Genomic DNA, 25,359 nt, shown 5'->3' with positions numbered 1-25,359 from the left:
GGTGAGCTCCGCTCAGGCGGCGTGCGAGCAGGACGAGCAGGTGCAGTCGGCGCAGGTGCAGTTGTTGCAGCTGTCGGTGCAGTGCGCGCACGCGCAGGTCGCGTGGTTGCAGGTGGGGCAGGTGCAGTCGCTGCAGTCGCAGACGGCGCAGGAGTCGGAGCAGTTGCTGCAGCTGCAGGTGCTGCACTCGTCGTAGTGCACGCCGTCGGCTGTGGGGTGCTCGCGGTGCACGTGGCCGTCGTGCAGGTAGTCGACGTGGTCGAGGTGCACGACGGAGTCGTGGCCGCAGGCGGGGCCGTGGGTGTGGGTGTGGTGCTCGGCGGGGGCGTGCTCGGTGGTGGTCATAGTGCCATGCTCATATGCGCATCGGTGAATGTCAAACCTGGGCCACGGGCTGCCGGTTGACCGTGGCGCGGTCACGACGATGAGCGCCCGACACCGCGGTGCATGTGACCTTCGGCCCCGCTCTGTGGGCTGCACTTGAAATCGATTATCGTTCCGCGGGTTGCTGTCGATCGGGACGAGGAGTGTCGTGTGACTGAGGAGCCTGGACGACGGACCGCCCCGGGCCGGTACACACGCCGCGGTTTCCTGGGTGTCGCGGCGGGAGCCGGAGCCGTGGCCGCTCTTGCTGCATGTGGCGGTGGGAACGGGAGCCCGGCAGCAGGTCCGCCGCAATCCGGTGGTCTCGTACGCGCCGCCTTCGCCGGATCCGGCGCCACCGAGGTCCTCGACCCGCACAAGACGAACCTCTACGCGGAGCTGGCACGCGCGAAGGCGCTCTACGACAAGCTCGCCGACTACGGCTCGGACCTGTCGATCGTCCCCCGGCTGGCGACGGGCTTCGAACCGTCGCCGGACCAGACGCGCTGGCGTGTGACGCTGCGCGAGGCCCGGTTCCACGACGGACGCCCGGTGCGTGCGGCGGACGTGCTCTACAGCTATGCGCGCGTGCTGGGGCCGACCGCCGGGATGCGGGGGCGTTCGAGCCTCGCGTCGATCGATCTCGCCGCAAGTCGGGCGGTGGACGACCGCACCGTCGAGTTCGCCCTGCGCGCGCCCTACGCCGAGTTCCCGAACGCGACGGCAGCGCTCGGTACCTGGATCGTCCCCGAGGGCGCCCGGGAGTTCGAGCACCCCGTCGGCAGCGGGCCGTTCCGGTTCGAGTCCTTCGAACCGGGCCGCAGCTTCCGGGTCGTGCGCAACCCGGACTACTGGGACGGCGCGCCGCACGTGGACGCGCTGGAGATCCTGGTCTCCAACGACGAGGTGGCGCGGGTCAACGCCCTGTTGGGCGGCCAGGTCGAGTACGCGCACGACCTCTCGGCCACCACGGCGGCGAGCTACGAGGACCGCGTGACGATCCACCGGCTCCCGAACAGCTCGATGCAGGCGCTCGCGATGAAGCTCGACCGGCCGCCCTTCGACCGGCTGGAGGCCCGGCAGGCACTGTTCGCGCTGGTCGATCGCGAGGAGCTGGTGCGCACGCTGTTCGCGGGCTCCGGCACGATCGGCAACGACCTGTACGGGAAGGGCTACCAGTACTACGCCGACCAGATCCCGCAACGCGAGCACGACCCAGACCGCGCCCGGTTCCTGCTCCGGCAGGCGGGGCTGGAGGGCGCCACCGTCCGCCTGGACACCTCGGCCGCGGGGACGGGGATGATCGAAACCGCGTCGGTCCTGCGGGACCAGGCCGCCAGGGTCGGACTGAACCTGGACGTGGTGCAGGGCAACAAGGACACCTACTTCAGCGACATCCGCGACAGCGGGGTCGTGGCCACGTACCGCTCCGGCGCGTTGCCGATCGAGGCCCACATCTCGCAGCGGCTGCTGTCCTACTCCTCGACGAACTTCACCAAGTGGGCCCGACCGGAGTTCGACGCCCTCTACGCCCAGGCCCAGTCCACCGGCGACGACGCCCACCGTGGCGAGCTGTACCTGCGGATGCAGGAGCAGCTGCACGCCGAGGGCGGGTTCCTGATCTGGGGATTCGCCGACTTCCTTGTCGGTTCCCTGCCCCAGCTGGGCGGGGTCGACCCCTCGGCTCCGGCGAACACCCTCGACTGGGCGCGGTTCGACAAGGTCTGGCTCACATGAGCCTGGCCGTGGCCGCCGAGGACACCACGGCGCCGGCCGCGTCCACCCGCCGCCGGCCGATGGGGCCCGGAACGCTGGGTCGCTACGCCGTTCGCCGGCTGCTCGTCAGCGTGCTCCAGGTCCTCGCGGTCGCGGTCGTGATCTTCCTGCTCACGAGCAGGCTGTCCGGCGACGCCGCCGTCGTCATCGCCGGTGACGACCCGGACCCCGCGGCCATCGACCGGTTGCGGATCCAGCTCGGACTCGACCAACCGGTCCTCGTGCGGTTGGCGAGCTGGGTCGGCGGCGTCGTGCAGGGCGACCTCGGCGCATCCCTGGTGACCGGCCGGCCCGTCGTGGACGTGATCGCGGAGGGACTGCCGGTGACGATGACGCTCGCCGTGGTGGCCCTCGTGCTCATCGTGCCGCTGTCGCTGACCCTCGGCGTGGCCGCGGCCCAGCGGGAAGGGGGTCTCCTCGACCGCGTCGTCACCACGACCACCGTCGGCCTGTACTCCCTCCCGGAGTTCGCCCTGGGCATCGTGCTGGTGACGGTGTTCGCCGTGCAGCTGGGCTGGCTGCCGCCGACGGGCATCGGCGCCGACTCGAACCTGCTCGCCCAACCGGCGCTCCTGGTGCTGCCGGTGATCGTCCTGCTGTCGCGTCCGATCTGTTCGCTCGCGCGCCTCATTCGCGCCGGCATGATCGACGCATTGCGTTCCGAGCACGTCCGCCACGCCCGCCGCGTCGGTATCGGTGAGACCGCCGTACAGCTGAAGCACGCCCTGCCGGTCGCGGTCGCTCCTGCCGTGCAGCAGCTCGCCCGCACCACGGACTGGCTCGTCGGCGGTGTCATCGTGATCGAGGCGATCTTCGTCCTCCCCGGCCTGGGCACCGCACTCGTGGACACGATCGCGGCCCGCGACCTCCCGGTCGTCACCGGTATCGGGCTGCTGCTCGCCGTCAGCACGGTGGTGCTCAACCTCGGCGCCGACCTGCTCGCCCGGATCCTCGCGCCGGCCGCGGAGGTGTCCCGGTGATCCCGTCGGGGTCGCTGTGGCCGCGGGGAACGTCCCGCCAGACCCGTGCCGGGCTCGCCATGGGTCTGGTCCTGCTCGCCGTACCGCTGCTCGTCGCACTGTTCGGACCCGTGCTCGGGCCGTGGCTGAGCGCGCAGAACGCCGTGCGCAACCCGGCTTTCACCACGGAGATCGGTGTGTGGGGCACCGACTTCGTGGGCCGGGACGTGCTCGGGCAGGTGCTGGTCGGTGGGGTGTCGGTGGTGGTCGTCGCGGTGCTCGCGACCGTGGTCACCTACCTGGTGGGGGTGCCGCTCGCACTGGTCGCGGCCACGACGGCGCGGCGCGCGGTCGACGAGGTGATCATGCGGCCGTTGGACGTCGTGATCGCGATGCCCTCGCTGCTCGTGCTGTTGCTGCTCGCCAGCGTGGTCCCCGGTTCGGTGGTCGTCATCTCCCTGGTGGTGGCCCTGATCAACCTCCCCGACGTGGTGCGCATCTGCCGGGCGAGCGCGTTGTCGGTGGCCGCGCGACCCGCTGTCGAGGCGATGCGGCTGCAGGGCGAGGGGTGGTGGCGCATCGCCGTCGGCTACGTCGGGCGGTCGATCCTGCGGGTCGTCACCACCGATGCGGGGACCAGGCTGACCGGGGCGCTGTACCTGGTGGCGTCGGCCAGCTTCCTCGGTGTCGGGCTGGCCGCTGACGACAGCAACTGGGCTGTCATGGTCGACGGCAACCGCGGCGGCATCTTCGTCAATCCGGCTGCGACCGTGATCCCGGCACTGTTGATCATTGCGCTGTCGGTCGGCACGAACCTGACCTCCGACCAGCTGCTCGCCCGACGGGCCGCGCGGAGTCCGTCGTGAGCGGCCCCGGTCCGGTCGTTGCGCAGGTCGACGACCTGTTCGTGCACGGCCGCCTGGGCGCACTGGTCGAGGGCGTGTCGTTCCGCATCCGCGCCGGTCAGGTGCTGGCCCTCGTCGGTGAATCGGGCAGCGGCAAGACCACCACGGCGTTGGCGCTGATGGGGGAGGGCCGGGGCGGTACGGCGATCAGCGGCTCGGTGACGGTGGCGGGCGAGACCGTGGCGCCCGGCCGTGCTCCGCGACCCGGCGCGGTCGGGTACGTCCCCCAGCACCCGGCCTCGGTGCTCAACCCCGTGCGCCGGATCGGGTCCGTCCTGCGCGAGACCGCGCTGCGCCATCTCGACCGGCGCCATCTCGACCGGCGCCATCTCGACCGGCGCCGGAGCGGTCCACCGGCACCGCCCGGGTGGCGCGCGCGTCGTCGCGCGGCCGACGTGGCCGTCCTCGACGCCCTCCGCCGAGCCCAGGTCGCGGAGCCCGAGCAGTTCCTCGGTCGGTACCCGCACCAACTCTCGGGCGGCCAGCAGCAACGCGTCGTGCTGGCCCAGGCACTGCTGTGCGACCCGGTGCTGATCGTGGCCGACGAACCGACCACCGGTCAGGACGCGCTGACCCGCGAACGCGTGGTCGCTGAGCTCGCCGCGATCGCGGCAGAGGGCGTGGCGGTGCTGCTGCTGACCCATGACCTCGCGATGGTCCGCCGGTTGGCCGACGAGGTGGTCGTGCTGCGGAACGGGGTCACGGTCGAGACGGGCGCCGCCGCGGCGGTGCTCGCTCACCCCGAACACGCCTACACCCGCGCGCTGGTCGCCGCGCAGCTCGACCCGACCCGGTCCTCGGGTCCGGCGGAACCGCCAGGACCGGCGCCGGTCGTCGAAGCGCACCGGATCACCGCGACCCACCGCCACCGAGGGGTCACCGGCACCGTCCTGCACGGAGTCTCCGTCTCGATCGGGCGCGGCCGCCGGGTCGCCCTCGTCGGGCGTTCGGGAAGCGGGAAGACCACCCTGGCGCGCTGTCTGGCCGGTCTCCGCCGGCCCACCGGCGGGGAGGTGCGGTGGAACGGCGTCCCGCTGGCGCCCGGCATCACCCGTCGAACGGCGTCGCAGATCGCCGCTGTCCAGTACGTGTTCCAGGACGCTGCAGCGTCCTTCGACGAGCACCGCAGCGTGCTCGCGCAGGTGGCACGGACCGCGACGCTGCTGCGGGGTGCGCCCGACGACGCATCGGCCCGTCGGGCGCTCACCCGCGTCGGTCTGTCCGCCGCCACGATCGAGCGCGCACCGGCGGGACTGTCCGGGGGCGAGCTGCAACGGGCGGCGCTGGCCCGGGCGCTGCTCGCGGAACCGGAGCTGCTGGTCTGCGACGAGGTGACCTCGGGCCTGGACACCCGCACCCAGGAGGTGATCCTCGATCTGCTCGCCGGACTGCAGGCCGAGACCGGGTGCGCGCTCCTGCTGATCACACATGATCTCGGGGTGGTGGCCCGGCTCGCCGAGGACGTGGTCGTGCTCGACTCGGGCCGGGTCGTCGAGGAGGGCACCGTCGCAGATGTACTGGCCGGCCCGCACCACCCGTTCACCCGCAGCCTCGTCGACGCCGCCCTCCGACAGGGGGAGCAGCGGTGAGAGGAGCCCTCCGTCCGATGGCGCCCCCCGCCCCGTCCCTCACGTCATCCCCGCCCGCGACCGACAGGTACACGATCTGCCGTGCCGTGCGGCGCGAGGATCTCGCCGGCGCCCGCGCGGTCGTGCTGTTCGCCGCAGAGCACGACCTGGGCTACGGCTACCAGCCGGAATGGCACTGGGACCTCGACCGCATGGTCGAGACCTACGTCGACAACCCGCGGCAGGCGATGTTCGTCGCGACGGACGCGACCGGGGCGGTCGTCGCGACCGCGGCGATCCGCGTGGGCGGGCCGAACGTGCCACCGCACCCGGAGGAGCTGGGCCGCCGCTACGCGGATCGGCAGGCGGTGGCGCAGCTGCTCCGGGTGGCGACGCTGCCGGAGCACCGCCGCGCCCGGCTCGCGCGCCGGCTGGTCGCGGCGTGCCAGGAGTTCGTCCGTGACGACGGCGGATTCCGCGTGATCTACCTGCACACCAACACCCGGGTGCCGGCGGCCGAGCCGTTCTGGCGTTCCCTGCCGGTCGTGGAGATCCGCGACGACCGTGACGAGGAGCGCGACCCCCGCTTCGCCACCGTGCACTTCGAGCTACCCCTGGAGACGGTGATCTCGGGCCGAGCCGATCGCCACGCCGTGCCGGACTGAGCCGCCTGGCCTCCAGCCGGCGGCGACGGCCTGACCGGGTCGGCCGACGTGGGGTGTCAGACGGTCAGCTGCCGACGCATCTCGGCCGAATCGTGCAGGGCCGTCATCTGTACGAACCGGCCGTTGCCGACCTTGTAGATTGCGTGCTCGACGATCTCGAACGAGGCGCCGGACGGCGGGACGCCGAGCCATTCCTTCACCGGAGTGCCGGTGTTGATCGCACGCACGGCGATGCGGTCACGGTCGAACAGCAGTTCCTCGACCTTCCAGTGGAGGTCCGGAACGGCGTCGACGTCCTGCTCCTGGACCGCGATGACGTCGTCCCGGGTGCCCGGCTCGCCGTTCAGCAGGACCCGGTCGGCGATGAACTCGTCCATCCCGTCGAACTCGTGGGCGTTGAGCTGCGCGACGTAGCGCAGGTACCAGCTGCGCAGGCCGTTGTCGGCCATCAGGTCGTCCTTCCTCCCCGTTGTTCCTACCAGCCCAACTCTCCGAGTTCGTCGGTGAAGGTCCCGGTGGGGCCGTCCGGGCCGAGCGTGGCCAGGCGCACGACGGTCGCGGCGCTCTCCGTCACCGACCTTCCGATCCCGAAGGCAGCGGTCATGTCGGTGGCGGTGGTACCGGGTTCGAGCGCGTTGAACTTGATCCCCGGCTGAGATTTGGCGTACTGGACGGTGAGCATGGTGGCTGCCGACTTGGATGCCGCGTAAAGGGGCAACGGCATGCCGAACTCCGGCCGTTCGGGGTTGTTGACCGCCCAGAAGGACCCCATGCTGCTCGAAAGGTTGACCACCGTGGGGTTCGACGACTTTCGCAGCAGGGGGAGTGCGGCCTCCGTGACTCGGACGATTCCCACGGCGTTGGTGTCGAACACGCGCAGCGCCGTCGGTCCGTCGACGGGTCCGGCGCCGAGGATGCCCGCGTTGTTCACGAGGACGTCGAGTCGACCCTCGGCCGAATCAACGGTTGCCAACGCCTCGCTCACCGACGCGTCGTCGGTCACATCGAGCTGCACGAATCGTGCGCCCAGATCCGCTGCGGCCTTCTCCCCTCGCTCGACGTCGCGTGCGCCGATGTACACGGTGTGGCCCAGTTCGAGCAGCTGCTCGGCTGTCTCGAAGCCGATTCCCTTGTTCGCGCCGGTGATCAGGGTGACGGTCATGCGGCTCCTCCAGGTGTGCGACCGAAGCGCGATGCCTTCGGTACCGAACGGTTGTGAAACCACCGTAGCAAGTTTTGTACCGATCGGTTGGTGAGCCGGGCCACTTTTGTACCGAGCGGTAGGATGGCGTCATGAGCGCTGAGGCACCCGCGATCGGACGACCCCGGGCCTTCGACGAGGAGGCGGTCCTCGGCCGGGCCGCGGAGGTCTTCTGGCGGCACGGCTACGAGGGCGCGTCGCTGAGCGCCCTCACCGGTGCGATGGGCATCAACCGGCCGACGTTGTACGCCACGTTCGGCAGCAAGGAGCGGCTGTTCCAGCGCGCCTTCGCCCGCTACCACGACAACCAGACGGCCCGCGTCCGCGCCGCACTCGACCAACCCACCGCCTACGCCGCCATCGCGGCCTTCCTGCGCTCCAGTGCCGACGGCCTCACCGCTGATGACCACCCCGCGGGCTGTCTCTCCATCCAGGGAGGCCTGGCGTGCTCGCCGGGGAACACCCGCATCTCCGACGTCCTGGCCGCCGGCCGGGCCGACACCGAGTCGGCCCTCGAAGAGCGCCTGTCCCGCGCGGCGGAGGAAGGGGATCTCCCGGACGGTGTGGACGCCCCGTCGCTGGCCCGATTCGTGATGGCGCTCAGCGAGGGCCACGCCGTCCACGCCGCGGCCGGCGCGAGCCGCGAGGATCTGCAGGCCTCCGTCGACGTCGCCCTGCGAGCCGTCGCGCTCGGCAGGCCGGGCAGGACCTGACGGAGGCGGTGGGCCCTACCGGCGATGGGGGAGTTGCGCGTATTCCAGCTGGTGATCGCGGGCGTGCCGGCAGGCGCGTTCGACGTCGCCGTCGAGCATGTCCTGCAGCAGTAGCCGGTGCTCGTCGGCCACCGTGGCGAGATCGGGCTCGAGGACCATCAGCGCGATGGATGTGCGGGCCTCGATCTGCAGCGCCTCCCAGGCCCGGATGAGCAGGCGGTTCTCGCTCGCCTCGACGACCGCGCGGTGGAAGGCGGCGCTCGAGGTGCTCATGAGGGCGGGATCCCCGGCCTCCGCGCTGCGGTGCATCTCGGTGATCGCCTTCTCCATCGCGGAGCGGGGGACCGCGCCGCGCAGCATGCACAGCCGGGTGGCCGCCTCCTCCAGGGCGGCCCGGACCACGTAGGCCTCGCGGAGGGTCTGCTCGGCGAACGGGACGACGGTGCTGCCCAGTCGCGGGCGGCTCTCGATGAGCCCGAGGGCCTCGAGGTCGCGCAACGCCTCGCGGACCGGTGCCTGGCTCGTGCCGAACTCGGCCGCGATCCGGGTCTCCACCAGCCGCTCACCGGGGGCGTACTCGCCGGAGGTGATGCGCTCGAGCAACCCGTCGCGGATCTGGCTGCTGAACGTCGGGCGGGACACGCGTGGGGCGACGGAGCGCCGGGCGCCGTCCTCGCCGGCGGGTCGCCTCTGGGGATCCGTCATGCGGCCATCCTCCGTCCTCGCCGTGGCCGTGCGCGGCTCGGCACTGCTTGACCCGGGGGCGTGACGCTCATACTCTCATTATCGATATCGATAATCCTGCGACGACGCTGGAGGCTCGACGAGATGCTGACCGCCGTGTTGGTGCCGGAGAGCCTCGACGCGGTGCAGGCCGCGCTCGCCGACGAGGCCCGGCCGCTGGCCGGCGGCACGTACCTGATGCCTCGCCTGAACGACCGCGCCACGCCGCCGACGCGCCTGGTCAGCCTGCGCCGCGCCGGCCTCGACCGGGTGGCGGTGGGCGACGACGCGGTGCGGATCGGCGCGACGACCACCCTGGCGCGCATCGAGGACGACAAGCGTCTCGCCGTCCTGCACCCGTGCGTCCGCTCCATCGCGGCCCGTCCGGTGCGGAGCCTGGCGACGGTGGCCGGGAACCTCTTCGTGCGTCAGCCCTACGGCGATCTCGCGGTGGCGCTGCTCGCCCTCGACGCCGACGTCGAGATCCGGGGACCGGGAGGTTCGCGGAGCGAGCCTCTCGAGCGCATGCTCCCCACCGGTGTGGCGCCCGACGAGCTGGTCACGGGCGTGCGGTTCGCCCCGCCCGGGGTCCTGAGCTACCACAAGGCCGGCAGGCGGCGGTTCAACTCCGCCAGCATCGTCACCATCGCCGCGGTGCTCAGCACGGCCGACGGCGTGGTGCGCGACGCCCGCATCGCGTTCGGTGGCCTCGCGCCGCGGCCGATGAGGTGCGAGGCCGCAGAACGAGCGCTCGTCGGCCACGCGCTCGACGAGGCGAGCGTGCGCGCTGCCGCCCACGCCGCGGAACCGGTGATCGAGCCCTTCGACGACGCGTACGCCTCTGCGTGGTACCGCCGCCGGGTCTTCCCCGTCCACCTGCGCCGGGCCCTGCTCGGCCACTGACTGATCCACGAGGAGCGTGTGGTGCCATCCCAGATCGTCACCCTCACGGTCAACGGCTCGGCACGGGAGCTGATCGCCGGTCCCGCGACCACGTTGCTCCGTGCCCTGCGCGAGAACCTGGGTCTGACCGGCACGAAGCGCGGATGCGCGCAGGGCGGGTGCGGCACCTGCACGGTGCTCCTCGACGGTGAACCCGTCGTGTCCTGCCTCGTGCCCGTGGTCACGGTGGACGGTGCGGAGGTCACCACCGTCGAGGGCCTCGCGGGCGCCGACGGCGGGCTGAGCCCGTTGCAGCAGGCGTTCGTCGACAACTTCGCCCAGCAGTGCGGCTTCTGCACCCCGGGCATGCTCATGTCCGCGTGCGCGCTCCTGCGCCGCACACCGGCACCCACGCGCGACGAGGTCCACGAGGGGCTCTCGGGCAACGTCTGCCGCTGCACCGGCTACGAGCCGATCGTGGCCGCGGTCCTGGACGCAGCCGAGAGGAATCCCGCGGAGGTCGGCAGCTGATGGCCCGCGTCAACCCGATCGACCACGACTACTTCCCGCACGAGCGGCGCGGCTCGTTCACCGTCATCGGTTCGACCGTCCCGCGCTCGGACGCGCACGGTCACGTCACCGGGCGCACCCAGTTCTTCGAGGACACCGCGCCGCGGGGGCTGCTCCACCTCAAGGTGCACCGCTCCACCCGCCACCACGCCCGGATCAACAGCGTCGACGTCGTCGCCGCCCGGCAGGTGCCGGGGGTGGTCGCCGTGCTCACCCACGAGGACGTGCCGCACAACTGGTACACGGTGCTGCGGCTGATCGGGATCGAGCCGAACGACGAGCCGGTGCTGGCCGAGGACCGGGTGCTCTACCGCGGGGAGCCGATCGTCGCCGTCGTCGCCGAGACGGAGGAGGCCGCCTGGGAGGCGGCGGGCCGGGTGACCGTCGACTACACCGACCTGCCCGCGGTGCTCGACGTGGAGGAGGCGCTCGCCCCCGACGCCCCGGTGATCAAGCAGTCGGGCACCAACGACTTCGTCTACGAGGGGCACCACTGCCGCCGCGTCCGGTTCGGCGACGTCGACGCCGGGTTCGCGGCCGCCGACCACGTCTTCTCCTGGACCTACGGCTCCGCCCCGATCGAGCACGCCCCCACGGAGACGACGGGCTGCATCGTCGTCCCGCAGGGCGACGGCAGGCTGCGCATCCACAGCAACACGCAGGCGGCCTTCTTCACCCTCGACAACACCGCGCTGATCATCGATCGCCCGTTCGCGGACCTGCAGGTCGTGGGCGGCACGGTCGGCGGCGGGTTCGGCGGCAAGGTCGACGTGATGGTCGAGCCGCTGGCCTGCATCGCCGCCTCGGCCACGAACCGGCCGGTCCAGTTCAGCTACAGCCGGGAGGAGGAGATGCAGGTCTCCTCGACCCGCGCCGCGGAGCGGATCGTCATCACCGACGGCGTGCGGGACGACGGCAGCATCGTCGCCCGCAAGGTCGTCCTGTACGTCGACGCGGGCGCGTACTCCCGGCACAGCCCCTACGGCACCACGAAGGCCGCCGCCCACTTCCCGGGGCCGTACACGATTCCCAACGTCCACATCGACGCCCACTGCGTGTACACGAACCGGACGCCGTCCAGCGCGATGCGCGGGTTCGGGGTCACGATCGGGGACTTCGCGCTGGAGTCGCAGATGGACCGGATCGCGCGCGAGCTCGACATGGACCCGTTGGAGCTGCGGCTGAAGAACGCCTACCGCGACGGCGACGTCAAGGCCCACCGCAAGGTGGCGTCGGGCACCGGCCTCATCGAGGTCATCCAGCGCGCGGCCGACCTGGTCGGCCACGAGCTGACGGCGGAGTACCGCCGGCTGTCGTCCACCACACCCAGGGAGGACTGATGGCTCTGCGTCGCGGCCAGGGGTACGCCGCGGTCAATTACCCCACCGGCATGAACCTGGGCGGTGACCCGTCCCAGGCGCTGATCCACGCCACCACCACGGGGGCGTTCGTCGTCACCCTCTCCTCGGTGGACCTCGGGCAGGGCCTGCGGACCGTGGTCGCCCAGTGCGCGGCCGAGGTGCTCGGCATCCCGTACGGATCGGTGATCATCGACACCGCGGACACCGACACCGGGCCGCACTGCATGGGCACCTTCGCCAGCCGCGGCACCCACCGCGTGGGCAACGCGGTGATCATGGCGGCCCGCGAGGCCCGCGAGGTGATGCTCCAGGTCGCCGCCGACATGATGGAGGTCGACGCGTCCGACCTCGAGACCGACGGCACCGGCCACGTCGCGGTCAGGGGAGCGCCGTCGAAGCGCATCCACATCAGCGACATCGCGGGCGCGGCGCACTTCACGCAGGGCAGGAGCATCTCCGGGCGCGGGATGTTCCTCAAGGAACGCAGCTTCCCGGACCCCGAGACCGGGGCGATGGATCCCGACTCATGCCAGGCGCACGCGTGCACCGTGGCCGAGGTGGAGGTCGACGACGAGACCGGCGTCGTCGAGGTGGTGAGCCTGCACAACACCTACGAGATCGGCCGCGCGCTCAACCCGGCGCTGGTGAACCAGCAGGTGGAGGGCGGCGCCTGGATGGGGGTCTCGCACGCGTTGTTCGAGTCGACCGAGCCGTACTACCCGCACTCCCGCGAGCACGGGCCGATCGACTACAGCCAGTACCTGATGCCGGGTCCCGCGGACACCCCGGCGCAGACGAGCGTGGTGCTGGAGCGGCCGGCGGACAACGGCCCCTTCGGCGCCAAGGGGATCGGTGAGATGACCGCGAACGCCCCGATCCCGGCCATCGCCAACGCGATCTTCGACGCCGTGGGCGTCCGGTTGACCACGATGCCGTTCACCCCCGAGCGGGTCCTGCGGGGCCTGGACGAGCTCGCCGAAAGGAGCGGACCGTGAACAGGAACGACGGGAACCGGTACGACGGCCCCGTCGTCGACTGCCACCACCACGTCTGGCGGCCGCGCGACCTGCCGTGGCTCGCCGAGGGGAACGTGCCCCGGATCTTCGGCCCGCACGAACCCATCCGCCGCGACTACCTCATCGACGAGTACGCGCAGGACGCGAAGAGCGCCGGAATCGTCGAGTCGGTGTACGTGCAGACGAACTGGCCGATGGACCGCGCCGTGGACGAGGTGCGGTGGCTCGCCGAGGTCCACCGCGAATCGGGGTGGCCCGCGGCCGTGGTCGGGTCGGCGGACCTGTTCGACCCGGACGCGATGTCCGTCCTACGTGCACAGGCGGCGATCTCCCCCCTGGTCCGGGGCACCCGGCTGCAGCTGCACTGGCACGCCCGCGAGGAGTTCCGCTTCGCCTCCGCACCCGATGCCCTGCTCGACCCGGTGCTGGTGCGCAACGTCGGCCGGCTCGCCGAGCTCGGCTGGCTCTTCGAGCTGCAGGTCTTCGCCGACCAGATGCCGGCCGCGGCCGAGCTGGTGGCCGCCTGCCCCGACACGACGTTCGTGCTGGTGCACGCGGGCATGCTCGTCGACGTGGGCGACGAGGACGAGGTCGCCCGCTGGACGAGCGGCATGCGCGCGCTCGCCGCGCTGCCCAACGTGGTCGTCAAGCTGACCGGGCAGGGCACGTTCGTGCACCGCGTCGACCCCGGCCTGATCGGGTTCGTGGCGGACCACGTGCTCGAGGCGTTCGGCCCGCGGCGGGCCATGTTCGGCAGCAACTTCCCGGTCGAGAAGCTCTGGACCGCGATGCCCCCGCTCGTCGACGCGTGGCGCGACGCCCTGGCCTCGAGGTCACCCGAGGAACAGCAACTGATCTTCGCCGACAACGCCCGGCGCGTGTACGGCCTGTCCGCCTGAACCCCGATCAAGGAGGAACCATGCCCCTGTTCGTTCTCACCTACGGCTACAACGACACACCGCAACGCAGCGAGCGCCGCGCCGACCACCTCGCGCACCTGGAGCGGCTGAACGCCGATGGCGCCGTCGTGGCCGCAGGCCCTCTGGCCGACCTGAGCGGCGGCATCATCGTCCTGAAGGCCGAGGACGAAGCCGGCGCGCAGCAGCTCGTCGAGCAGGATCCCTACACGCAGCACGACGTCACGAAGGACCGGACGCTGCGCGAGTGGAAGGTGACCGTCGGCCCGCTCGCCTAGCCGGCAACGTGGCCAGGAGGCCCCGGCATGACATTGCGGATGAGTGGGATCACCAAGTCCTTCCTCGGCGTCACCGTGCTGCACGGGGTCGACCTCGACGTCACGGCGGGCGAGGTGCACGCCGTGGTCGGTGAGAACGGAGCGGGAAAGTCGACGTTGCTCAAGGTGCTCTCCGGCGTGCACGAGCCGGACGCGGGCACGATCGAGATCGACGGGCGGCGGCACCGGTTCGGCAGCCCCCGCCACGCCCAGGACGCGGGCGTCGCGATCATCCACCAGGAGTTCACGCTGGTGCCGGAGCGCACGGTGGCGCAGAACGTGTTCCTCGGCCGGGAGCCGGTGCGGCGCGGGCTCGTCGACGTCGCGAGGATGGCGCGGGACACGGCGGAGCTGCTGGCTGAGGTCGGCGAGACCGGGTTCGGACCGCACGAGGTCGTGCGCCGGCTCTCGGTCGCCCAGCAGCAGGTCGTCGAGATCGTGAAGGCGCTCGCCACGCAGGCGCGCATCGTCGCGATGGACGAGCCGACGGCCGCGCTCGCCGATCACGAGGTCGCGCTGCTCACGGACCTGATCCGCCGGCTGACCGCGCGGGGGATCGCGGTGCTGTACGTGTCGCACCGGATGCCGGAGATCTTCGCGCTCTCCGACCGGATCACGGTGCTCAAGGACGGCGCCCGCGTCACGACGCGCCCGACCGCCGAGCTGGACCCGCCCACGCTGGTGGGGCTCATGGTCGGCCGCGAGCTCGCGGCGTACTACCCGCCGCGCGGCCGCGAGTTCGGCGAGGTGCGGCTGGAGGTGCGCGCAGGCGGCACCCCCGCGCTGCGCGGCATCGACCTGACCGTCCGTGCGGGGGAGGTCGTCGGCGTCGCGGGCCTGCAGGGCGCCGGGCGCACCGAGCTGCTGCGGGCGATCTTCGGTGCCGACCCCTTCACAGCGGGGGAGGTGCGCCTCGACGGCACGCCGGTGCGGCTGACCTCGCCGCGCAGGGCCATCACCGCGGGCGTCGCCCTGGTCACCGAGGACCGCAAGGCCGAGGGGCTGGCGCTGTCGCGGTCGGTGCGGGAGAACGCGCTGCTCGTCCTGCAGGCGGTGTTCCGCCGGCGGGCCCGCATCGGCGCCGCACGCACCCGGGACCTGCTGGAGGCGGTCGGGCTGCGCTCCACGGGGCCCGACCAGGAGGTGCGGTTCCTGTCCGGGGGCAACCAGCAGAAGGTCGTGCTCGCCAAGTGGCTCGCGGCCGACCCGCGGGTGCTGCTGCTCGACGAGCCGACCCGGGGCATCGACGTGGGCGCGAAGGCCGCGGTCCACGAACTGGTACGCGAGCAGGCCGCCTCGGGGGTGGCGGTGCTGCTGGTGTGTTCCGAGCTCCCGGAGCTGATCGGGATGAGCGACCGGATCGTCGTGCTGCACGACGGCGAGCCGGCCGGGGAGCTGCCCGCGGGAGCGGCCGAGGAGGACGTGATGGCGCTGGCGACCGGGGGACACCCGGCGGCCCGGCCGGACGAGCGCGCGGAGGTGCCGCGGTGACGATCCGCCAGGATGCCCCGGCCCGCGGGCACCCCGCCCTCGACCCGGGCGTGCGCACGCGGCGCCGGCTGCCGCGCGGACCGGCGACCGGGACGTGGATCGCGCTCGCACTGGTCGTGGCGCTCGCCGCGGTGATTGTCACCGCGCGCGGCGGTGACTACTTCACCCAGGCCAACGTGCTGAACATGCTCTACCGCTCCAGCGCCCTCGGGATCGTCGCGGTCGGGCAGACCATCGCGATCCTGTCCGGGTCGCTCGACCTGTCGGTGGCCTACCTGATCGGGCTCACCTCGCTGATCGCCGCCGAGGTCATGGGCGGCGACCCGGCCATGATCGTGCCCGGCGTTCTCGCGGTGCTGGCCGCGTCCGCGCTCGTCGGGCTCGTCAACGGGCTGGTGATCACGAAGCTGCAGGTCAACGCGTTCATCGCGACGCTGGGCGTCGGGCTCGTGCTCAAGGGGATACTCGAGAGCCGCTACGAGGGCCCGGCGGGAGCGGTCCCGGTGGTGTTCCAGCACCTGGGCTACGACCGGATCGGTCCGGTCCCGATCTCGATGCTGCTCATGCTCGGCATCGCCGGGGCCGCGGCGCTGTTCCTGCACCGCACCCGCACCGGGCACCACGTCTACGCCGTCGGCGGCAGCGTGGAGGTCGCGCGGCTGTCCGGCGTCCCCACCGCGCGCACCACCGTCGTCGCGCACGTCATCTGCTCGGTGTGCGCCGGCCTCGCCGGCTTGTACCTGGCGAGCCGGCTGGGCGCGGGCGCCCCGTACGTCGGCACGGACGGCGGCTACGACCTGGAGTCGATCGCCGCGGTCGTGCTCGGTGGCACGGTGCTCGCCGGCGGGCGCGGCGGGGTGAGCGGCACCGTCGCAGGCGTGCTCCTGCTCGCCGTGCTCGACAACCTGTTCGACCAGCTCGTGCTCGACGCGTTCTTCAAGGACGTCGTGCGCGGCGCGGTGATCATCCTCGCCGTCGCGGTGTACGCGCGGCAGCAGCTGCGGGCGCGCAAGGAGACCGCGCGGCGCGCGATCGGGACCGGAGGCGCGGGGTGAAGGCCGTTCCGAACGTGCTGCAGCGGGCCGGGGGAGCGGCGCCGGTGTTCGCGGTGCTGCTGGCGCTGCTCGTGGCGATCGCCGTCGTCAACCCGAACTTCCTCGAACCCGCGTCGTTCCTCGCGTTCCTCAAGCGGGCGGCGCCGCTGGCGATCCTCGCCGCCGGGCAGTACTTCGTGATCGTCTCCGGTGAGTTCGACCTGTCGGTCGGGTCGCTGGTGACGGTGCAGGTGGTGGTCGCCGCGCGGCTCATCGACGGTGACGAGTCCGCGACGCTGCCGGTCGTCGTGCTGCTGCTCGCGCTCGGCCTGCTGGTCGGGCTGGTCAACGGCCTGATCACCACCCGGCTGTACGTGCCGTCGTTCGTCACGACGCTGGGGATGCTGCTCGTGCTCTCCGGCGCGGTGTTCCTCTGGACGGGTGGCGCCCCGCGCGGCTCGCTGTCCGAGGCGTTCCGCGCCGCGGGACGCCACGGTGTGCCGCTCCCCGGCGGCGGTGAGCTGCCGTGGTCGGTGCTGATCCTCGTGGCGGTCGCCGCGGGCACCGCGGTGCTGATGCGCTCGGCCTGGGGCCACACGCTCGTGGCGACCGGCGACAACGACCGGGCCGCCGCGCTCGCCGGCGTGCCGGTGGCGCGGGTGCGCACCACGGCGTTCGTGCTGTCCGCGCTCGCGGCCACGGTGGCGGCGATCCTGCTGGGCGGGTTCGCCGGTGTGTCGGCCCAGGTCGGGGAGGGGCTCGAGTTCGCCGCGATCACCGCCGTGGTGCTCGGCGGGACGGTGCTCGGCGGCGGGCGCGGCAACGTGCTGGCCGCCGTCGCCGGGGCGCTCGTGGTCGAGGCCCTGTTCACCCTGCTGAACCTGCTCGGCGTCGCCGGTGCGCTGGAGTCCACCGTGCAGGGCGTGATCATCATCGCCGCCGTCGCGTACGCGGCGCGGCGTGCCGGCCACAGGCGCAGGCCTCCCGCTGTTCCCGATCCGAGTCCCCAACCCGCCTGACCGAAGGGACGATCATGAAGCGATCGACGACGCTCGCTGCAGCGGCGGCGGGAGTGTTGCTCCTGCTTGCCGCGGCCTGTTCCAGCGACATACCCACCGGCGGTGCGGGGCCCCCCGCCGCCCCGGCACCCGCGAGTCCCTCGGCGGCGGGCGAGTTCTTCGACCAGGCCGAGCACGACCGGCAGCTCGGGCTGCGCGACGCCACCCCGGAGGGCGATCCCGCCCAGCCGTGGCTCCAGGCGCTCGAGCCGACCTTCGTGGACACGGCGCAGTACGCCGCGCCCGGCCCGTACGACGTCTGCTTCTCCAACGCCTCGGTCGACAACCCGTGGCGGCAGGTCGGCTGGACGACGATGCAGGCCGAGGTCGACCTGCATCCCGACGAGATCGCGAGCTTCACCGCGTTGGACGCGGGCGCGAGCGACGACAAGCAGATCTCCGACATCCAGCAGCTCGTCGGTGGCGACTGCGACGCGCTGATCGTCTCGCCGAACACGACGGCCACCCTGACGCCGGCCGTCGAGGCCGCCTGCCGGCAGCTGCCGGTGATCGTGTTCGACCGTGGCGTCGACACCGACTGCCCGGTCACGTTCATCCACCCCACCGGCGGCTACGCGTTCGGCGCGACCGCAGCGGAGTTCCTCTCCGAGCAGGTCGGCGCGGGTGGGAAGGTGCTCGCGCTACGCGTGCTGCCCGGCGTCGACGTCCTCGAGAACCGGTGGGCCGCGGCCGAGCGGATCTTCGCCGACGCCGGCGTGGACGTCGTGGGCGTGGAGTTCACCGAGAACGACACCGCCACCGCCAAGGGCGTCGTCTCGGACTACCTGCAGCGCGAGGGCGAGATCAACGGCATCTGGATGGACGACGGCACCGCCGCCGTCGCGGCGCTGGAGGCGTTCGAGGACGCCGGGCAGCCGTTGCCGGCGATCAGCGGTGAGGACCAGCAGCAGTTCCTGGAGAGTGGAAGGCCGAGAACCTCACCGCGATCGCGCCGACCTACCCGACCTACCAGTGGCGCACGCCGATCCTCGCCGCCCTCCAGATCCTCGCGGGCGAGCAGGTGCCGAGCGAATGGATCCTGCCGCAGCCGACGGTGACCGCGCAGAACCTCGACCAGTACCTGAAGCCGGGGATGCCGCCGCTGCACTACGCGCTGTGCGGCTGCGAGGAGATGCCGGACTACCCGCAGCGGTGGGGCGGCGGCGCGTGAGGCGCATCGGCGTCAACACCTGGGTGTGGGTCTCCCCGTGCGACGACGCGGCCGTCGCCGAGATCGCGCCACGGGTGGCCGGCTGGGGGTTCGACGTGCTCGAGCTCCCGGTCGAGCAGCCCGGGGACTGGGACCCGGCACGCACCGCGAAGATCCTCGGCGACCTGGGCCTCGGCGCGAGCGTCTGCCTGGTGATGCCGCCGGGCCGGGAACTGGTCGCGGCCGACGCCGCCACCGTCGCGTCCACCCAGGACTACCTGCGCGCCGTGCTGGACGCGGCGGCCGCCGTCGGCGCGCAGGCGATCGCCGGGCCCGCCTACACCTCGGTGGGGCGGACCTGGCGGCTCACCGTGGCCGAACGCGCGGCCGCGTACGCGCAGCTGCGGGAGAACCTCGCGCCCGTCGTGGAACACGCGGCCGCGGTCGGCGTGCGGATCGGCGTCGAGCCGCTCAACCGCTACGAGACCAGCCTGCTCAACACCGTCGACCAGGCCCTCGAGGCGCTCGAGGGTCTCCCTGCCGAGCACATCGGCCTGGCGCTGGACACCTACCACCTCAACATCGAGGAGCAGGACCCGGCAGCGGCGGTCCGGCGCGCCGCCGGGCGGATCGCGCACGTCCAGGTGTGCGCGAACGACCGGGGCGCGCCCGGTGCCGACCACGTCGACTGGGCGCGCCTGCTCGCGGCGCTGGACGACGCCGGCTACGCCGGGCCGCTGTGCATCGAGTCGTTCACGGCCGAGAACGCCAGCATCGCCACGGCGGCCTCGATCTGGCGGCCGCTGGCCCGCTCGCAGGATGCGATAGCGACCGACGGGCTGAGGTTCCTGCGCGCCGTGGACCGCATCACGCCCTGACCGGTTGTGCGCCGATCTACCCGGCCCAGTGGGCCTTTCCCAGTAGTGATCGACGTCCTGGCTTGATCAGGTTGTGCGTCCGTGCTGGTGGTGGGGCAGCCTTCGTAGCCCAGATCGGCCAGCGCGGCATGATCGAGGTCGGTCCAGGCGGCGAGGACGGGCAGCGGTTCGGGGTGGATGCGGGCGCAGGTGGTGTCGTGCTCCCGGCCGGGCCGCACCGGGGAGGTCCACAACGGCCACCCGTCCGGCGCGGTGATCACCTGCACGGACCTCGGTGTTCAAGTCGATCTTCAGGCGGACCGACTCTTCTACTAGGGTCCCGCACCCCTCCTGATCATCTCCGCGTCGTCGGCGTGTCGCCGCACGCACCCAGCCCCGCTACTGGGAAACGCTCAGTGTGCTATGGATTCCGGCGGGGTTTCTGTTCCGGGTCGATCCATTTCGGTGGGATGAACTCGGGTAACCCGTCGCGGATCCGGACCACCCACCCGGAATCGTGGATCAGGCGGTGGTGCACCTTGCACAAGCTCACCAGGTTGTTCAGTTCGGTGGGCCCGCCGTGCTCCCATTCCCAGATGTGGTGGATTTCGCACCAAGAAGGTGTCCGGTCGCAGCCCGGGTGGGCGCATCCACGGTCGCGGGCGGTGACCGCCCTGCGCAACCCGTCGGGGATCACCCGGGTGGAGCGTCCCACGTCGAGGGGTTGTCCGGCGCCGTTCATGACGATGGGTACGACGGCGGCGTCGCAGGCCAGCATCCGTAGCGAGGTGGGGCTCATGCGGCCGCCGAAGTCGAGCATCGCGGAGCGGGCGCGGGTTTCGAGGTCCTCGAGCCGGATCAACACGTTCAGGTGCGGCCGCCGCCCACCGGCGTCGGGGAGGGTGGCGTGGTCGGCGTGGGCGAGGACGAACCCACACGCATCCGCGAGGGCTTCGGCCTGACGCTGCCCCGTCGATCGTTGATCATCCCGACCGAGAGGCTTCGCCTTGGCATCGATCACGGAGGCGATCGCATCGAACATCGCCGCATCGTCGAACTGCCCACTGATCGTCCCGCCCGACCCGTCGCGACGCTTACGGACCTGCAGCCGGTTGACCGGCTTCGGCGGATTGTCATCAGGCTCGGGGCCGTCGCCGTCCAGGGCTTCCAGGAGCTGGGTGCCGATCTTGCGTAGTTGCCCGGGCGAGTATTCGGCGGCCATACCGGCCAGCTGCTCTTCCAACCCCGCCCTTTGCCAGTCGGTGATCCGCCCGGCTTCGGGGGTGCCCAGTAGGGCGGCGATGACTTCGACGTGGCGCAGGCCTGCGTGTCCGGCGGCGAACGCCTTCCCGGTGGCGGGCAGGCGGGCGGGGAGCACGGTGCCGTCGATCCCGATCTGCTCGCACGCCTGCTCGGCGGCGACCACGCGGCGGCGGGCTTCGTAGGAGTCGCATCCCAGCAGGTCGGTCAGTGCGCCTTCGGGTTTGCGGTAGCCGCGTTCGGCGAACGTGCCGCGCCGTTGCAGCGCGGCGGTGGTGGAGACGGTCAGGTAGTCCAGTTGCCGTGACACGCCTTCGGTCACCGACAACACCGACATCAGTTCACCGTTGGAGGCCAGGGCGGATTCCGCAGCCGTCCGCAAATCCTCGATCGCCTCGTGGAGGCGTTCGTATGCGGTGGAGACTGCGGACATGCCTCAAGTTTAGTCGAACATATGTTCGATCGCATGGGTCTGTTCGGGTGGTTGACCGGTTTGCAATCGTGAGCTTCCCGGTAGCGCGGCTGGGTGGCGTATCCGGTCTGCTCCACGCCGAACGACGCCGGCGCCGAACCCGCCGCGGCTGCCGCGCCCTCGGGTCATGGCGACACGCGGTGCTCGAACTGCGCTGGTTCCTCGACGCCACCCGGCTCGCCCACCTCGCGGCCGACAACCAGATCAGCAGCTCAACCGCCTACCGCTACCTGCACGAGGGCATCGACGCACTCACCGCCTGGACCGACGAGGATCACGCGGTCCTCGCCGACCTGGGCTACGAGGGCGAGAACACCCGATACCGCATTCCGCGACCCGGGCGCTGGCTGAACGTGGGAACTCGCTGCTCGAGACCACCTTCAAGGCCCTGCGCCGGGTCACCTGCTGCCCCTGGCGGATCGGCATGATCACCGCTGCCGCACTGGTCCTCCTGCGCTACGAGCACGACCGGACGACCTGATCGCAGCGTTACGGGGAAAGGCTCAGTGGTAGCCACCGAAGTGCTTGACGGGCGACCAGGCAGGCAGGACGTCGGGCAGCGGCGGCGTGAGTGAACTGTACTCCTGCGCCCCGAAGACAACCCTCCCGTCCATGACCGTCAGAACGGAGGAAACATCCTTGATCTGCTCTTCGGGAACAGTGAAATAATCCCTGTCCAGCAGCACGAAGTCCGCCAGGTTCCCCGGGGCGATCCTGCCCATCTCGGATTCCGTGTTCATGAACCACGCCGGGCCGCTGGTAAACAGTTTCAGCGCCTCGACGCGGGACAGGCGGTTGCCTCGGGCCAGTACTTCGGACCCGGAGACCGACTTTCCGGAAACCATCCAGTTGACACCGACCCAGGGGTTGAAGGTGGCGGCCCGAAAAGCATCGGTGGTCATGGCGAGAGCGACTCCGCTGTCGACCAACTGGCGCAGTCGCGGAGTTTCCAGAGCCTTCTCGCGGCCATGTGTCTTGATGAACCCGTCGCCGTGCAGCGCCATCTTCGAGTCCAAGGCGATTCCACCGCCGAGGTTCTTCACCCTGGCGATGTTCTCGGGACTGATGGTCTCGGCGTGCTCGATGCTCCACCTCAGACCGTCGAGCGGCGTTCCCTCGTTCATCTCCTCCAGGGCGTCGAGGAACGGCGTGATGTTCTCGTTGTAGCTGATGTGCATGCGGAAGGGGATGCGCCGCCGGACCAGCTTGACGACGTTCTCCTCGACGTGCCGCCGCATCTGGTCGGGATCGATGATGACCGCCGGGCGATCGAAATTCTCGTGGTCGTGCACTTCGAGTTGCAGCACTTCGCCGGCGCCACGGTACTCATGGCCGTGATCCAGCGTCGGATGCAGGTTCTGACCGGGGCTGATGGGTGCTGTCCGGGTGATCGCTTCGATCTGCGCGTCCACCATGTTCATCGGGGTGCCGTCGCCGAACTGCATGTCGACGAAGGGCATCCGCACGTTGAGGCGGTTGTCGCGGGCGAGGACGTCCACGGTGGCTTGCGGGCCGGGGTACCCCCTGTTGCCGGCGTCGACGGCCGAGGTGATGCCGAAACGGTTCAGAGCGTGGACGGTGTGGACCAGTGAACTGACTTCTTCCTCGAATGAAAGCTGCGGGACCATGGCCTCCATGGCGACGAAGGTGAACGTGTACCCGTGGAGCACGCCGGTGTAGTTGCCCTGATCGTCCTTCTCGAACTCGCTTCCGGGTGGAGCGGGGAACCGTTCGGTGCCCACCCCTAGTTCTTCCATCGCCTGCTCGTTCAGGAAGGCACGGTTGTAGGCGTACTGCACCATCAGCGGATGGTTGGGCACCGCCTCCCGCAGCTCGTCCATCGTGGGGAACCGGTTCTCCTCGAACTGGTAGGGGGACCAGCCCCCGATCGCTTTGACCCAGTGCCCCCCAGGCGTCCGCCCCGCCTGCTCGCGCAGCATGGCCAGCGCGATCCTCAGGGTGGGTACACCGTCCCATCTCACGTTGTAGTTGTAGCCACTTTCATTGAGCACGTGAGTGTGCGCATCGATGATGCCCGGAATGAGAGTGCGGCCGTGCGCGTCGATGACCTCCGTCTCGGAGTTCTGCAGGCTCAGGATCTCCGCATCGGAACCGACCGAGTAGATGCGGCCGTTCTTGACGGCCAGAGCGGACGCTTCGGTCTGCCCGCGGTTATTGGTGAAGATCTTCGCATTGAAGACTATTTTATCCGTCAATTCATCCTCGTTCGATCGAAGCGCATCAGCGGATCTCCGCCACGCCGGCGGGCACACGAGTGGCCGTGGGCTGGGCGACCTGGGGGGCTGAGGCGGCGGCTCCTCAGGCGGCGTCGCCGGCACCGGCCGAGCGGGCCTGCGCGACGGTGCGGCCGCGCGGGGAGCCCGGGAAACGCTCGAGCATGGCGCGGACCTCGTCGGCATCGACGTTCGCACCGAACAGCTCGGCGCCGGGCTCGAAGCGGACGCCTTCGGCGAGCGGGCCCGCGATGACGGGGTCGAAGCCGAGCGCGTCGACGAGGCGGGCGACCGCGGTGACGTCGGCGGCGTCATCGCCTGCGACGGCGAGCGCCTTGCGTCCGGGTGTCGCTGCGGGGCGGGAGCCGTCCTCGAGGTCGTGGTAGCCCATGTGGTTGAGCGCCTTGACCACACGGGATTCGGGCAGGAAGGCCTGCACGATCTCGCTGGAGGAGGTGCGCGGATCGGCGAGGTCGTCGCGGATGCCGTCGGTCTCCCACCAGTAGTTCATCGCGTCGACGACGAGCTTGCCGCGCAGCGCGTCGGCGGGGAGGGCACGGTGCTTGCCGAGGGGGAGGGCGAGGACCACGACGTCGGCCTGCTCGGCCGCCTCCGCGGCGGTCGTGGCGGTCGCGCCGGGGGTGACGACCTCGACGACGAGCGCGATCTTCGCCGGGTCGCCCGAGCCGGCGACGAGCACGCGGTGGCCCGCGGCGACGGCGAGCCGCGCGAGCACGGTGCCGACCTTGCCGGCACCCAGGATCGCGATGGTCGTCATGTCGTCTCGGCGAGGATGTCGCGGACCATCGGGATGACCTTCGAGCCGTAGAGCTCGACGCTGCGCAGGCGGGCGCTCATCGGCTGCGAGCCGCCGGTGTAGATCATGTCGAACCGGCTGATGCCGAGTGTGCGGACGGACCGGGCGATCTTGCGGGCGACGGTCTCCGGGGCGCCGACGTACATCGAGCCGTGCTCGAGTTCGCCGGCGTAATCCGCCCACCGCAGCGGTGGCCAGCCGCGCAGGGCGCCGATGCGGTCGTGGAGGACCTTGTAGCGGGGGTAGTGCAGCTGCTTGGCCTCGTCATCGGTGTCGGCGACGAAGCCGGGTGAGTGGATGCCGACGGGCCGTGCGGGGGTGCCGAGCTGTTCGGCGGCGCGGCGGTACAGGTCGATCAGAGGGCTGAACCGCGCGGGCGCGCCGCCGATGATGGCGAGCATGAGCGGCAGGCCGTGGCGGGCGGTGCGGATGATCGACTGTGGTGAACCGCCCACGCCGACCCAGGCGTTCAGGCGCCCGGAGTCGGTCTTGGGATACACGTCGGCGTCCTCGAGCGCGGCGCGCACGGTGCCGGTCCACGTCACCGGCTTCTCGTCGAGGAGCTGGACGAACAGCTCGAGCTTCTCCTCGAAGAGCACCTCGTAGTCGGCGAGGTCGTAGCCGAACAGGGGGAACGACTCGGTGAACGAGCCGCGCCCGAGGATCACCTCGGCGCGGCCCGAGGAGATCGCGTCGAGGGTGGCGAAGCGCTGGAAGACGCGCACGGGGTCGTCGGAGCTCAGCACGGTGACACCGGAGCCCAGCCGGATCCGGGAGGTGCGGCCGGCGATGCCGGCGAGCACGGTCTCGGGGGTGGAGATCGCGTAGTCGGGTCGGTGGTGCTCGCCGAGCGAGATGCTGTCGACGCCGAGCTCGTCGGCGAGGGTCGCTTCGGTGACGACCTGGCGAATCGCCTCGGCGTGGGAGACGAGGGCGCCGGAGTTGTCTTCGGGTACGTCACCGAAGGTGCCGAGGCCGAGCTCGAGGTCGCTCATCGGACTGCTCCTGGATGTCAAGGGGAACGTGGACTTCACTTGCGCCCGTCAACCG

At 71.2% G+C, this 25,359-nt stretch carries 25 protein-coding genes and 2 pseudogenes; 18 read left to right on the top strand and 9 right to left on the bottom strand.

Annotated features, from left to right (window positions below; genetic code table 11):
• Positions 1–12: 12 nt before the first annotated feature.
• Entirely contained in the window at positions 13–345 is a 333-nt protein-coding gene (locus CFP66_RS01030; RefSeq protein ID WP_094919863.1) for a hypothetical protein, read from the bottom strand.
• A 189-nt stretch (positions 346–534) separates the two neighbouring features.
• Between CFP66_RS01030 and CFP66_RS01025 the strand changes: the two genes are divergently transcribed.
• The 5 genes from CFP66_RS01025 (at position 535) to CFP66_RS01005 (ending at position 6,236) form a co-directional block, all read left to right on the top strand.
• Entirely contained in the window at positions 535–2,100 is a 1,566-nt protein-coding gene (locus CFP66_RS01025) for an ABC transporter substrate-binding protein (RefSeq protein ID WP_094919862.1), read from the top strand.
• Complete coding sequence (locus tag CFP66_RS01020; protein ID WP_233159041.1) at positions 2,097–3,119, top strand: ABC transporter permease; 1,023 nt, start codon at positions 2,097–2,099, stop codon at positions 3,117–3,119. The genes CFP66_RS01025 and CFP66_RS01020 overlap by 4 nt, the downstream gene beginning before the upstream one ends.
• Entirely contained in the window at positions 3,116–3,964 is an 849-nt protein-coding gene (locus tag CFP66_RS01015) for an ABC transporter permease subunit (protein ID WP_233159040.1), read from the top strand. Before CFP66_RS01020 ends, CFP66_RS01015 begins: the two co-directional genes overlap by 4 nt.
• Positions 3,961–5,592, top strand: a complete 1,632-nt coding sequence (locus tag CFP66_RS01010) for an ABC transporter ATP-binding protein (protein ID WP_233159039.1) — start codon at positions 3,961–3,963, stop codon at positions 5,590–5,592. Before CFP66_RS01015 ends, CFP66_RS01010 begins: the two co-directional genes overlap by 4 nt.
• Before the next feature lie 86 nt (positions 5,593–5,678).
• The gene (locus tag CFP66_RS01005) at positions 5,679–6,236 is read left to right on the top strand and encodes a GNAT family N-acetyltransferase (RefSeq protein ID WP_233159037.1); all 558 of its coding nucleotides are present in this window, start codon (positions 5,679–5,681) and stop codon (positions 6,234–6,236) included.
• A 56-nt stretch (positions 6,237–6,292) separates the two neighbouring features.
• Here the strand turns inward: CFP66_RS01005 and CFP66_RS01000 are convergent, their stop codons facing one another.
• Together CFP66_RS01000 and CFP66_RS00995 are read right to left on the bottom strand one after the other, a co-directional pair.
• Entirely contained in the window at positions 6,293–6,685 is a 393-nt protein-coding gene (locus CFP66_RS01000) for an ester cyclase (RefSeq protein ID WP_094919860.1), read from the bottom strand.
• Positions 6,686–6,711: 26 nt separating this feature from the next.
• Entirely contained in the window at positions 6,712–7,398 is a 687-nt protein-coding gene (locus CFP66_RS00995) for an SDR family NAD(P)-dependent oxidoreductase (RefSeq protein ID WP_094919859.1), read from the bottom strand.
• Positions 7,399–7,529: 131 nt separating this feature from the next.
• On the opposite strand from CFP66_RS00995, the gene CFP66_RS00990 reads away from it, so the two are divergent.
• On the top strand, positions 7,530–8,150 hold the full coding sequence (locus CFP66_RS00990) for a TetR/AcrR family transcriptional regulator (RefSeq protein ID WP_094919858.1): 621 nt from the start codon (positions 7,530–7,532) through the stop codon (positions 8,148–8,150).
• Positions 8,151–8,165: 15 nt separating this feature from the next.
• Here the strand turns inward: CFP66_RS00990 and CFP66_RS00985 are convergent, their stop codons facing one another.
• On the bottom strand, positions 8,166–8,855 hold the full coding sequence (locus CFP66_RS00985; RefSeq protein ID WP_094919857.1) for a GntR family transcriptional regulator: 690 nt from the start codon (positions 8,853–8,855) through the stop codon (positions 8,166–8,168).
• Between the two features lie 123 nt (positions 8,856–8,978).
• On the opposite strand from CFP66_RS00985, the gene CFP66_RS00980 reads away from it, so the two are divergent.
• From CFP66_RS00980 to CFP66_RS00930, 11 genes are all read left to right on the top strand, one after another.
• A complete protein-coding gene (locus CFP66_RS00980; RefSeq protein ID WP_094919856.1) occupies positions 8,979–9,776 on the top strand; it encodes a xanthine dehydrogenase family protein subunit M in 798 nt (265 codons plus the stop codon).
• Between the two features lie 21 nt (positions 9,777–9,797).
• On the top strand, positions 9,798–10,286 hold the full coding sequence (locus CFP66_RS00975; RefSeq protein ID WP_094921320.1) for a (2Fe-2S)-binding protein: 489 nt from the start codon (positions 9,798–9,800) through the stop codon (positions 10,284–10,286).
• Positions 10,286–11,665, top strand: a complete 1,380-nt coding sequence (locus CFP66_RS49835; protein ID WP_094919855.1) for a xanthine dehydrogenase family protein molybdopterin-binding subunit — start codon at positions 10,286–10,288, stop codon at positions 11,663–11,665. The genes CFP66_RS00975 and CFP66_RS49835 overlap by 1 nt, the downstream gene beginning before the upstream one ends.
• Entirely contained in the window at positions 11,665–12,681 is a 1,017-nt protein-coding gene (locus CFP66_RS49830; RefSeq protein ID WP_094919854.1) for a xanthine dehydrogenase family protein molybdopterin-binding subunit, read from the top strand. Before CFP66_RS49835 ends, CFP66_RS49830 begins: the two co-directional genes overlap by 1 nt.
• On the top strand, positions 12,678–13,601 hold the full coding sequence (locus CFP66_RS00960; protein ID WP_094919853.1) for an amidohydrolase: 924 nt from the start codon (positions 12,678–12,680) through the stop codon (positions 13,599–13,601). The genes CFP66_RS49830 and CFP66_RS00960 overlap by 4 nt, the downstream gene beginning before the upstream one ends.
• Positions 13,602–13,621: 20 nt before the next feature.
• Entirely contained in the window at positions 13,622–13,897 is a 276-nt protein-coding gene (locus CFP66_RS00955) for a YciI family protein (protein WP_094919852.1), read from the top strand.
• A gap of 27 nt (positions 13,898–13,924) precedes the next feature.
• Positions 13,925–15,427: a sugar ABC transporter ATP-binding protein gene (locus CFP66_RS00950; RefSeq protein ID WP_094919851.1), complete on the top strand. Its 1,503-nt coding sequence runs from the start codon at positions 13,925–13,927 to the stop codon at positions 15,425–15,427.
• Between the two features lie 50 nt (positions 15,428–15,477).
• Complete coding sequence (locus tag CFP66_RS00945; protein ID WP_233159195.1) at positions 15,478–16,482, top strand: ABC transporter permease; 1,005 nt, start codon at positions 15,478–15,480, stop codon at positions 16,480–16,482.
• On the top strand, positions 16,479–17,480 hold the full coding sequence (locus tag CFP66_RS00940) for an ABC transporter permease (protein WP_094919850.1): 1,002 nt from the start codon (positions 16,479–16,481) through the stop codon (positions 17,478–17,480). Before CFP66_RS00945 ends, CFP66_RS00940 begins: the two co-directional genes overlap by 4 nt.
• A gap of 14 nt (positions 17,481–17,494) precedes the next feature.
• Complete coding sequence (locus CFP66_RS00935) at positions 17,495–18,577, top strand: substrate-binding domain-containing protein (RefSeq protein WP_369804943.1); 1,083 nt, start codon at positions 17,495–17,497, stop codon at positions 18,575–18,577.
• 109 nt (positions 18,578–18,686) lie between these two features.
• Positions 18,687–19,547: a sugar phosphate isomerase/epimerase gene (locus CFP66_RS00930; protein WP_094921317.1), complete on the top strand. Its 861-nt coding sequence runs from the start codon at positions 18,687–18,689 to the stop codon at positions 19,545–19,547.
• 98 nt (positions 19,548–19,645) lie between these two features.
• On the opposite strand, the pseudogene CFP66_RS00925 reads toward CFP66_RS00930, so the two are convergent.
• Together CFP66_RS00925 and CFP66_RS00920 are read right to left on the bottom strand one after the other, a co-directional pair.
• Positions 19,646–19,816 (bottom strand): annotated as a pseudogene (locus CFP66_RS00925) (IS5/IS1182 family transposase); the annotation flags it as partial.
• A 131-nt stretch (positions 19,817–19,947) separates the two neighbouring features.
• Positions 19,948–21,219 (bottom strand): HNH endonuclease signature motif containing protein, encoded by a 1,272-nt coding sequence (locus CFP66_RS00920; protein WP_094919849.1) that lies wholly within the window; start codon positions 21,217–21,219, stop codon positions 19,948–19,950.
• A gap of 47 nt (positions 21,220–21,266) precedes the next feature.
• Between CFP66_RS00920 and CFP66_RS00915 the strand changes: the two are divergent.
• Positions 21,267–21,739, top strand: a pseudogene (locus CFP66_RS00915) (hypothetical protein).
• A 22-nt stretch (positions 21,740–21,761) separates the two neighbouring features.
• Here CFP66_RS00915 and CFP66_RS00910 read toward each other — a convergent pair.
• From CFP66_RS00910 to CFP66_RS00900, 3 genes are all read right to left on the bottom strand, one after another.
• Positions 21,762–23,474, bottom strand: coding sequence for an amidohydrolase (locus tag CFP66_RS00910; protein ID WP_198961192.1), 1,713 nt, complete (start codon positions 23,472–23,474; stop codon positions 21,762–21,764).
• A gap of 103 nt (positions 23,475–23,577) precedes the next feature.
• A complete protein-coding gene (locus tag CFP66_RS00905; RefSeq protein WP_094919847.1) occupies positions 23,578–24,270 on the bottom strand; it encodes an NADPH-dependent F420 reductase in 693 nt (230 codons plus the stop codon).
• Positions 24,267–25,304, bottom strand: coding sequence for an LLM class flavin-dependent oxidoreductase (locus CFP66_RS00900; protein ID WP_094919846.1), 1,038 nt, complete (start codon positions 25,302–25,304; stop codon positions 24,267–24,269). The genes CFP66_RS00905 and CFP66_RS00900 overlap by 4 nt, the downstream gene beginning before the upstream one ends.
• Between the last annotated feature and the right edge of the window lie 55 nt (positions 25,305–25,359).

Origin of the sequence: Pseudonocardia sp. MH-G8 (genome assembly GCF_002262885.1) — a bacterium.
Taxonomy (GTDB): domain Bacteria; phylum Actinomycetota; class Actinomycetes; order Mycobacteriales; family Pseudonocardiaceae; genus Pseudonocardia.
This window is presented reverse-complemented; position numbering and strand designations above follow the sequence as displayed.

Bases quoted from the DNA above. Each gene is read 5' to 3' on its own strand.
- CFP66_RS01030 (WP_094919863.1), bottom strand. From the start codon at position 345: ATGACCACCACCGAGCACGCCCCCGCCGAGCACCACACCCACACCCAC.
- CFP66_RS01020 (WP_233159041.1), top strand. From the start codon at position 2,097: ATGAGCCTGGCCGTGGCCGCCGAGGACACCACGGCGCCGGCCGCGTCC.
- CFP66_RS01000 (WP_094919860.1), bottom strand. From the start codon at position 6,685: ATGGCCGACAACGGCCTGCGCAGCTGGTACCTGCGCTACGTCGCGCAG.
- CFP66_RS00995 (WP_094919859.1), bottom strand. From the start codon at position 7,398: ATGACCGTCACCCTGATCACCGGCGCGAACAAGGGAATCGGCTTCGAG.
- CFP66_RS00990 (WP_094919858.1), top strand. From the start codon at position 7,530: ATGAGCGCTGAGGCACCCGCGATCGGACGACCCCGGGCCTTCGACGAG.
- CFP66_RS00985 (WP_094919857.1), bottom strand. From the start codon at position 8,855: ATGACGGATCCCCAGAGGCGACCCGCCGGCGAGGACGGCGCCCGGCGC.
- CFP66_RS00980 (WP_094919856.1), top strand. From the start codon at position 8,979: ATGCTGACCGCCGTGTTGGTGCCGGAGAGCCTCGACGCGGTGCAGGCC.
- CFP66_RS49835 (WP_094919855.1), top strand. From the start codon at position 10,286: ATGGCCCGCGTCAACCCGATCGACCACGACTACTTCCCGCACGAGCGG.
- CFP66_RS49830 (WP_094919854.1), top strand. From the start codon at position 11,665: ATGGCTCTGCGTCGCGGCCAGGGGTACGCCGCGGTCAATTACCCCACC.
- CFP66_RS00955 (WP_094919852.1), top strand. From the start codon at position 13,622: ATGCCCCTGTTCGTTCTCACCTACGGCTACAACGACACACCGCAACGC.
- CFP66_RS00950 (WP_094919851.1), top strand. From the start codon at position 13,925: ATGACATTGCGGATGAGTGGGATCACCAAGTCCTTCCTCGGCGTCACC.
- CFP66_RS00935 (WP_369804943.1), top strand. From the start codon at position 17,495: ATGAAGCGATCGACGACGCTCGCTGCAGCGGCGGCGGGAGTGTTGCTC.
- CFP66_RS00920 (WP_094919849.1), bottom strand. From the start codon at position 21,219: ATGTCCGCAGTCTCCACCGCATACGAACGCCTCCACGAGGCGATCGAG.
- CFP66_RS00905 (WP_094919847.1), bottom strand. From the start codon at position 24,270: ATGACGACCATCGCGATCCTGGGTGCCGGCAAGGTCGGCACCGTGCTC.
- CFP66_RS00900 (WP_094919846.1), bottom strand. From the start codon at position 25,304: ATGAGCGACCTCGAGCTCGGCCTCGGCACCTTCGGTGACGTACCCGAA.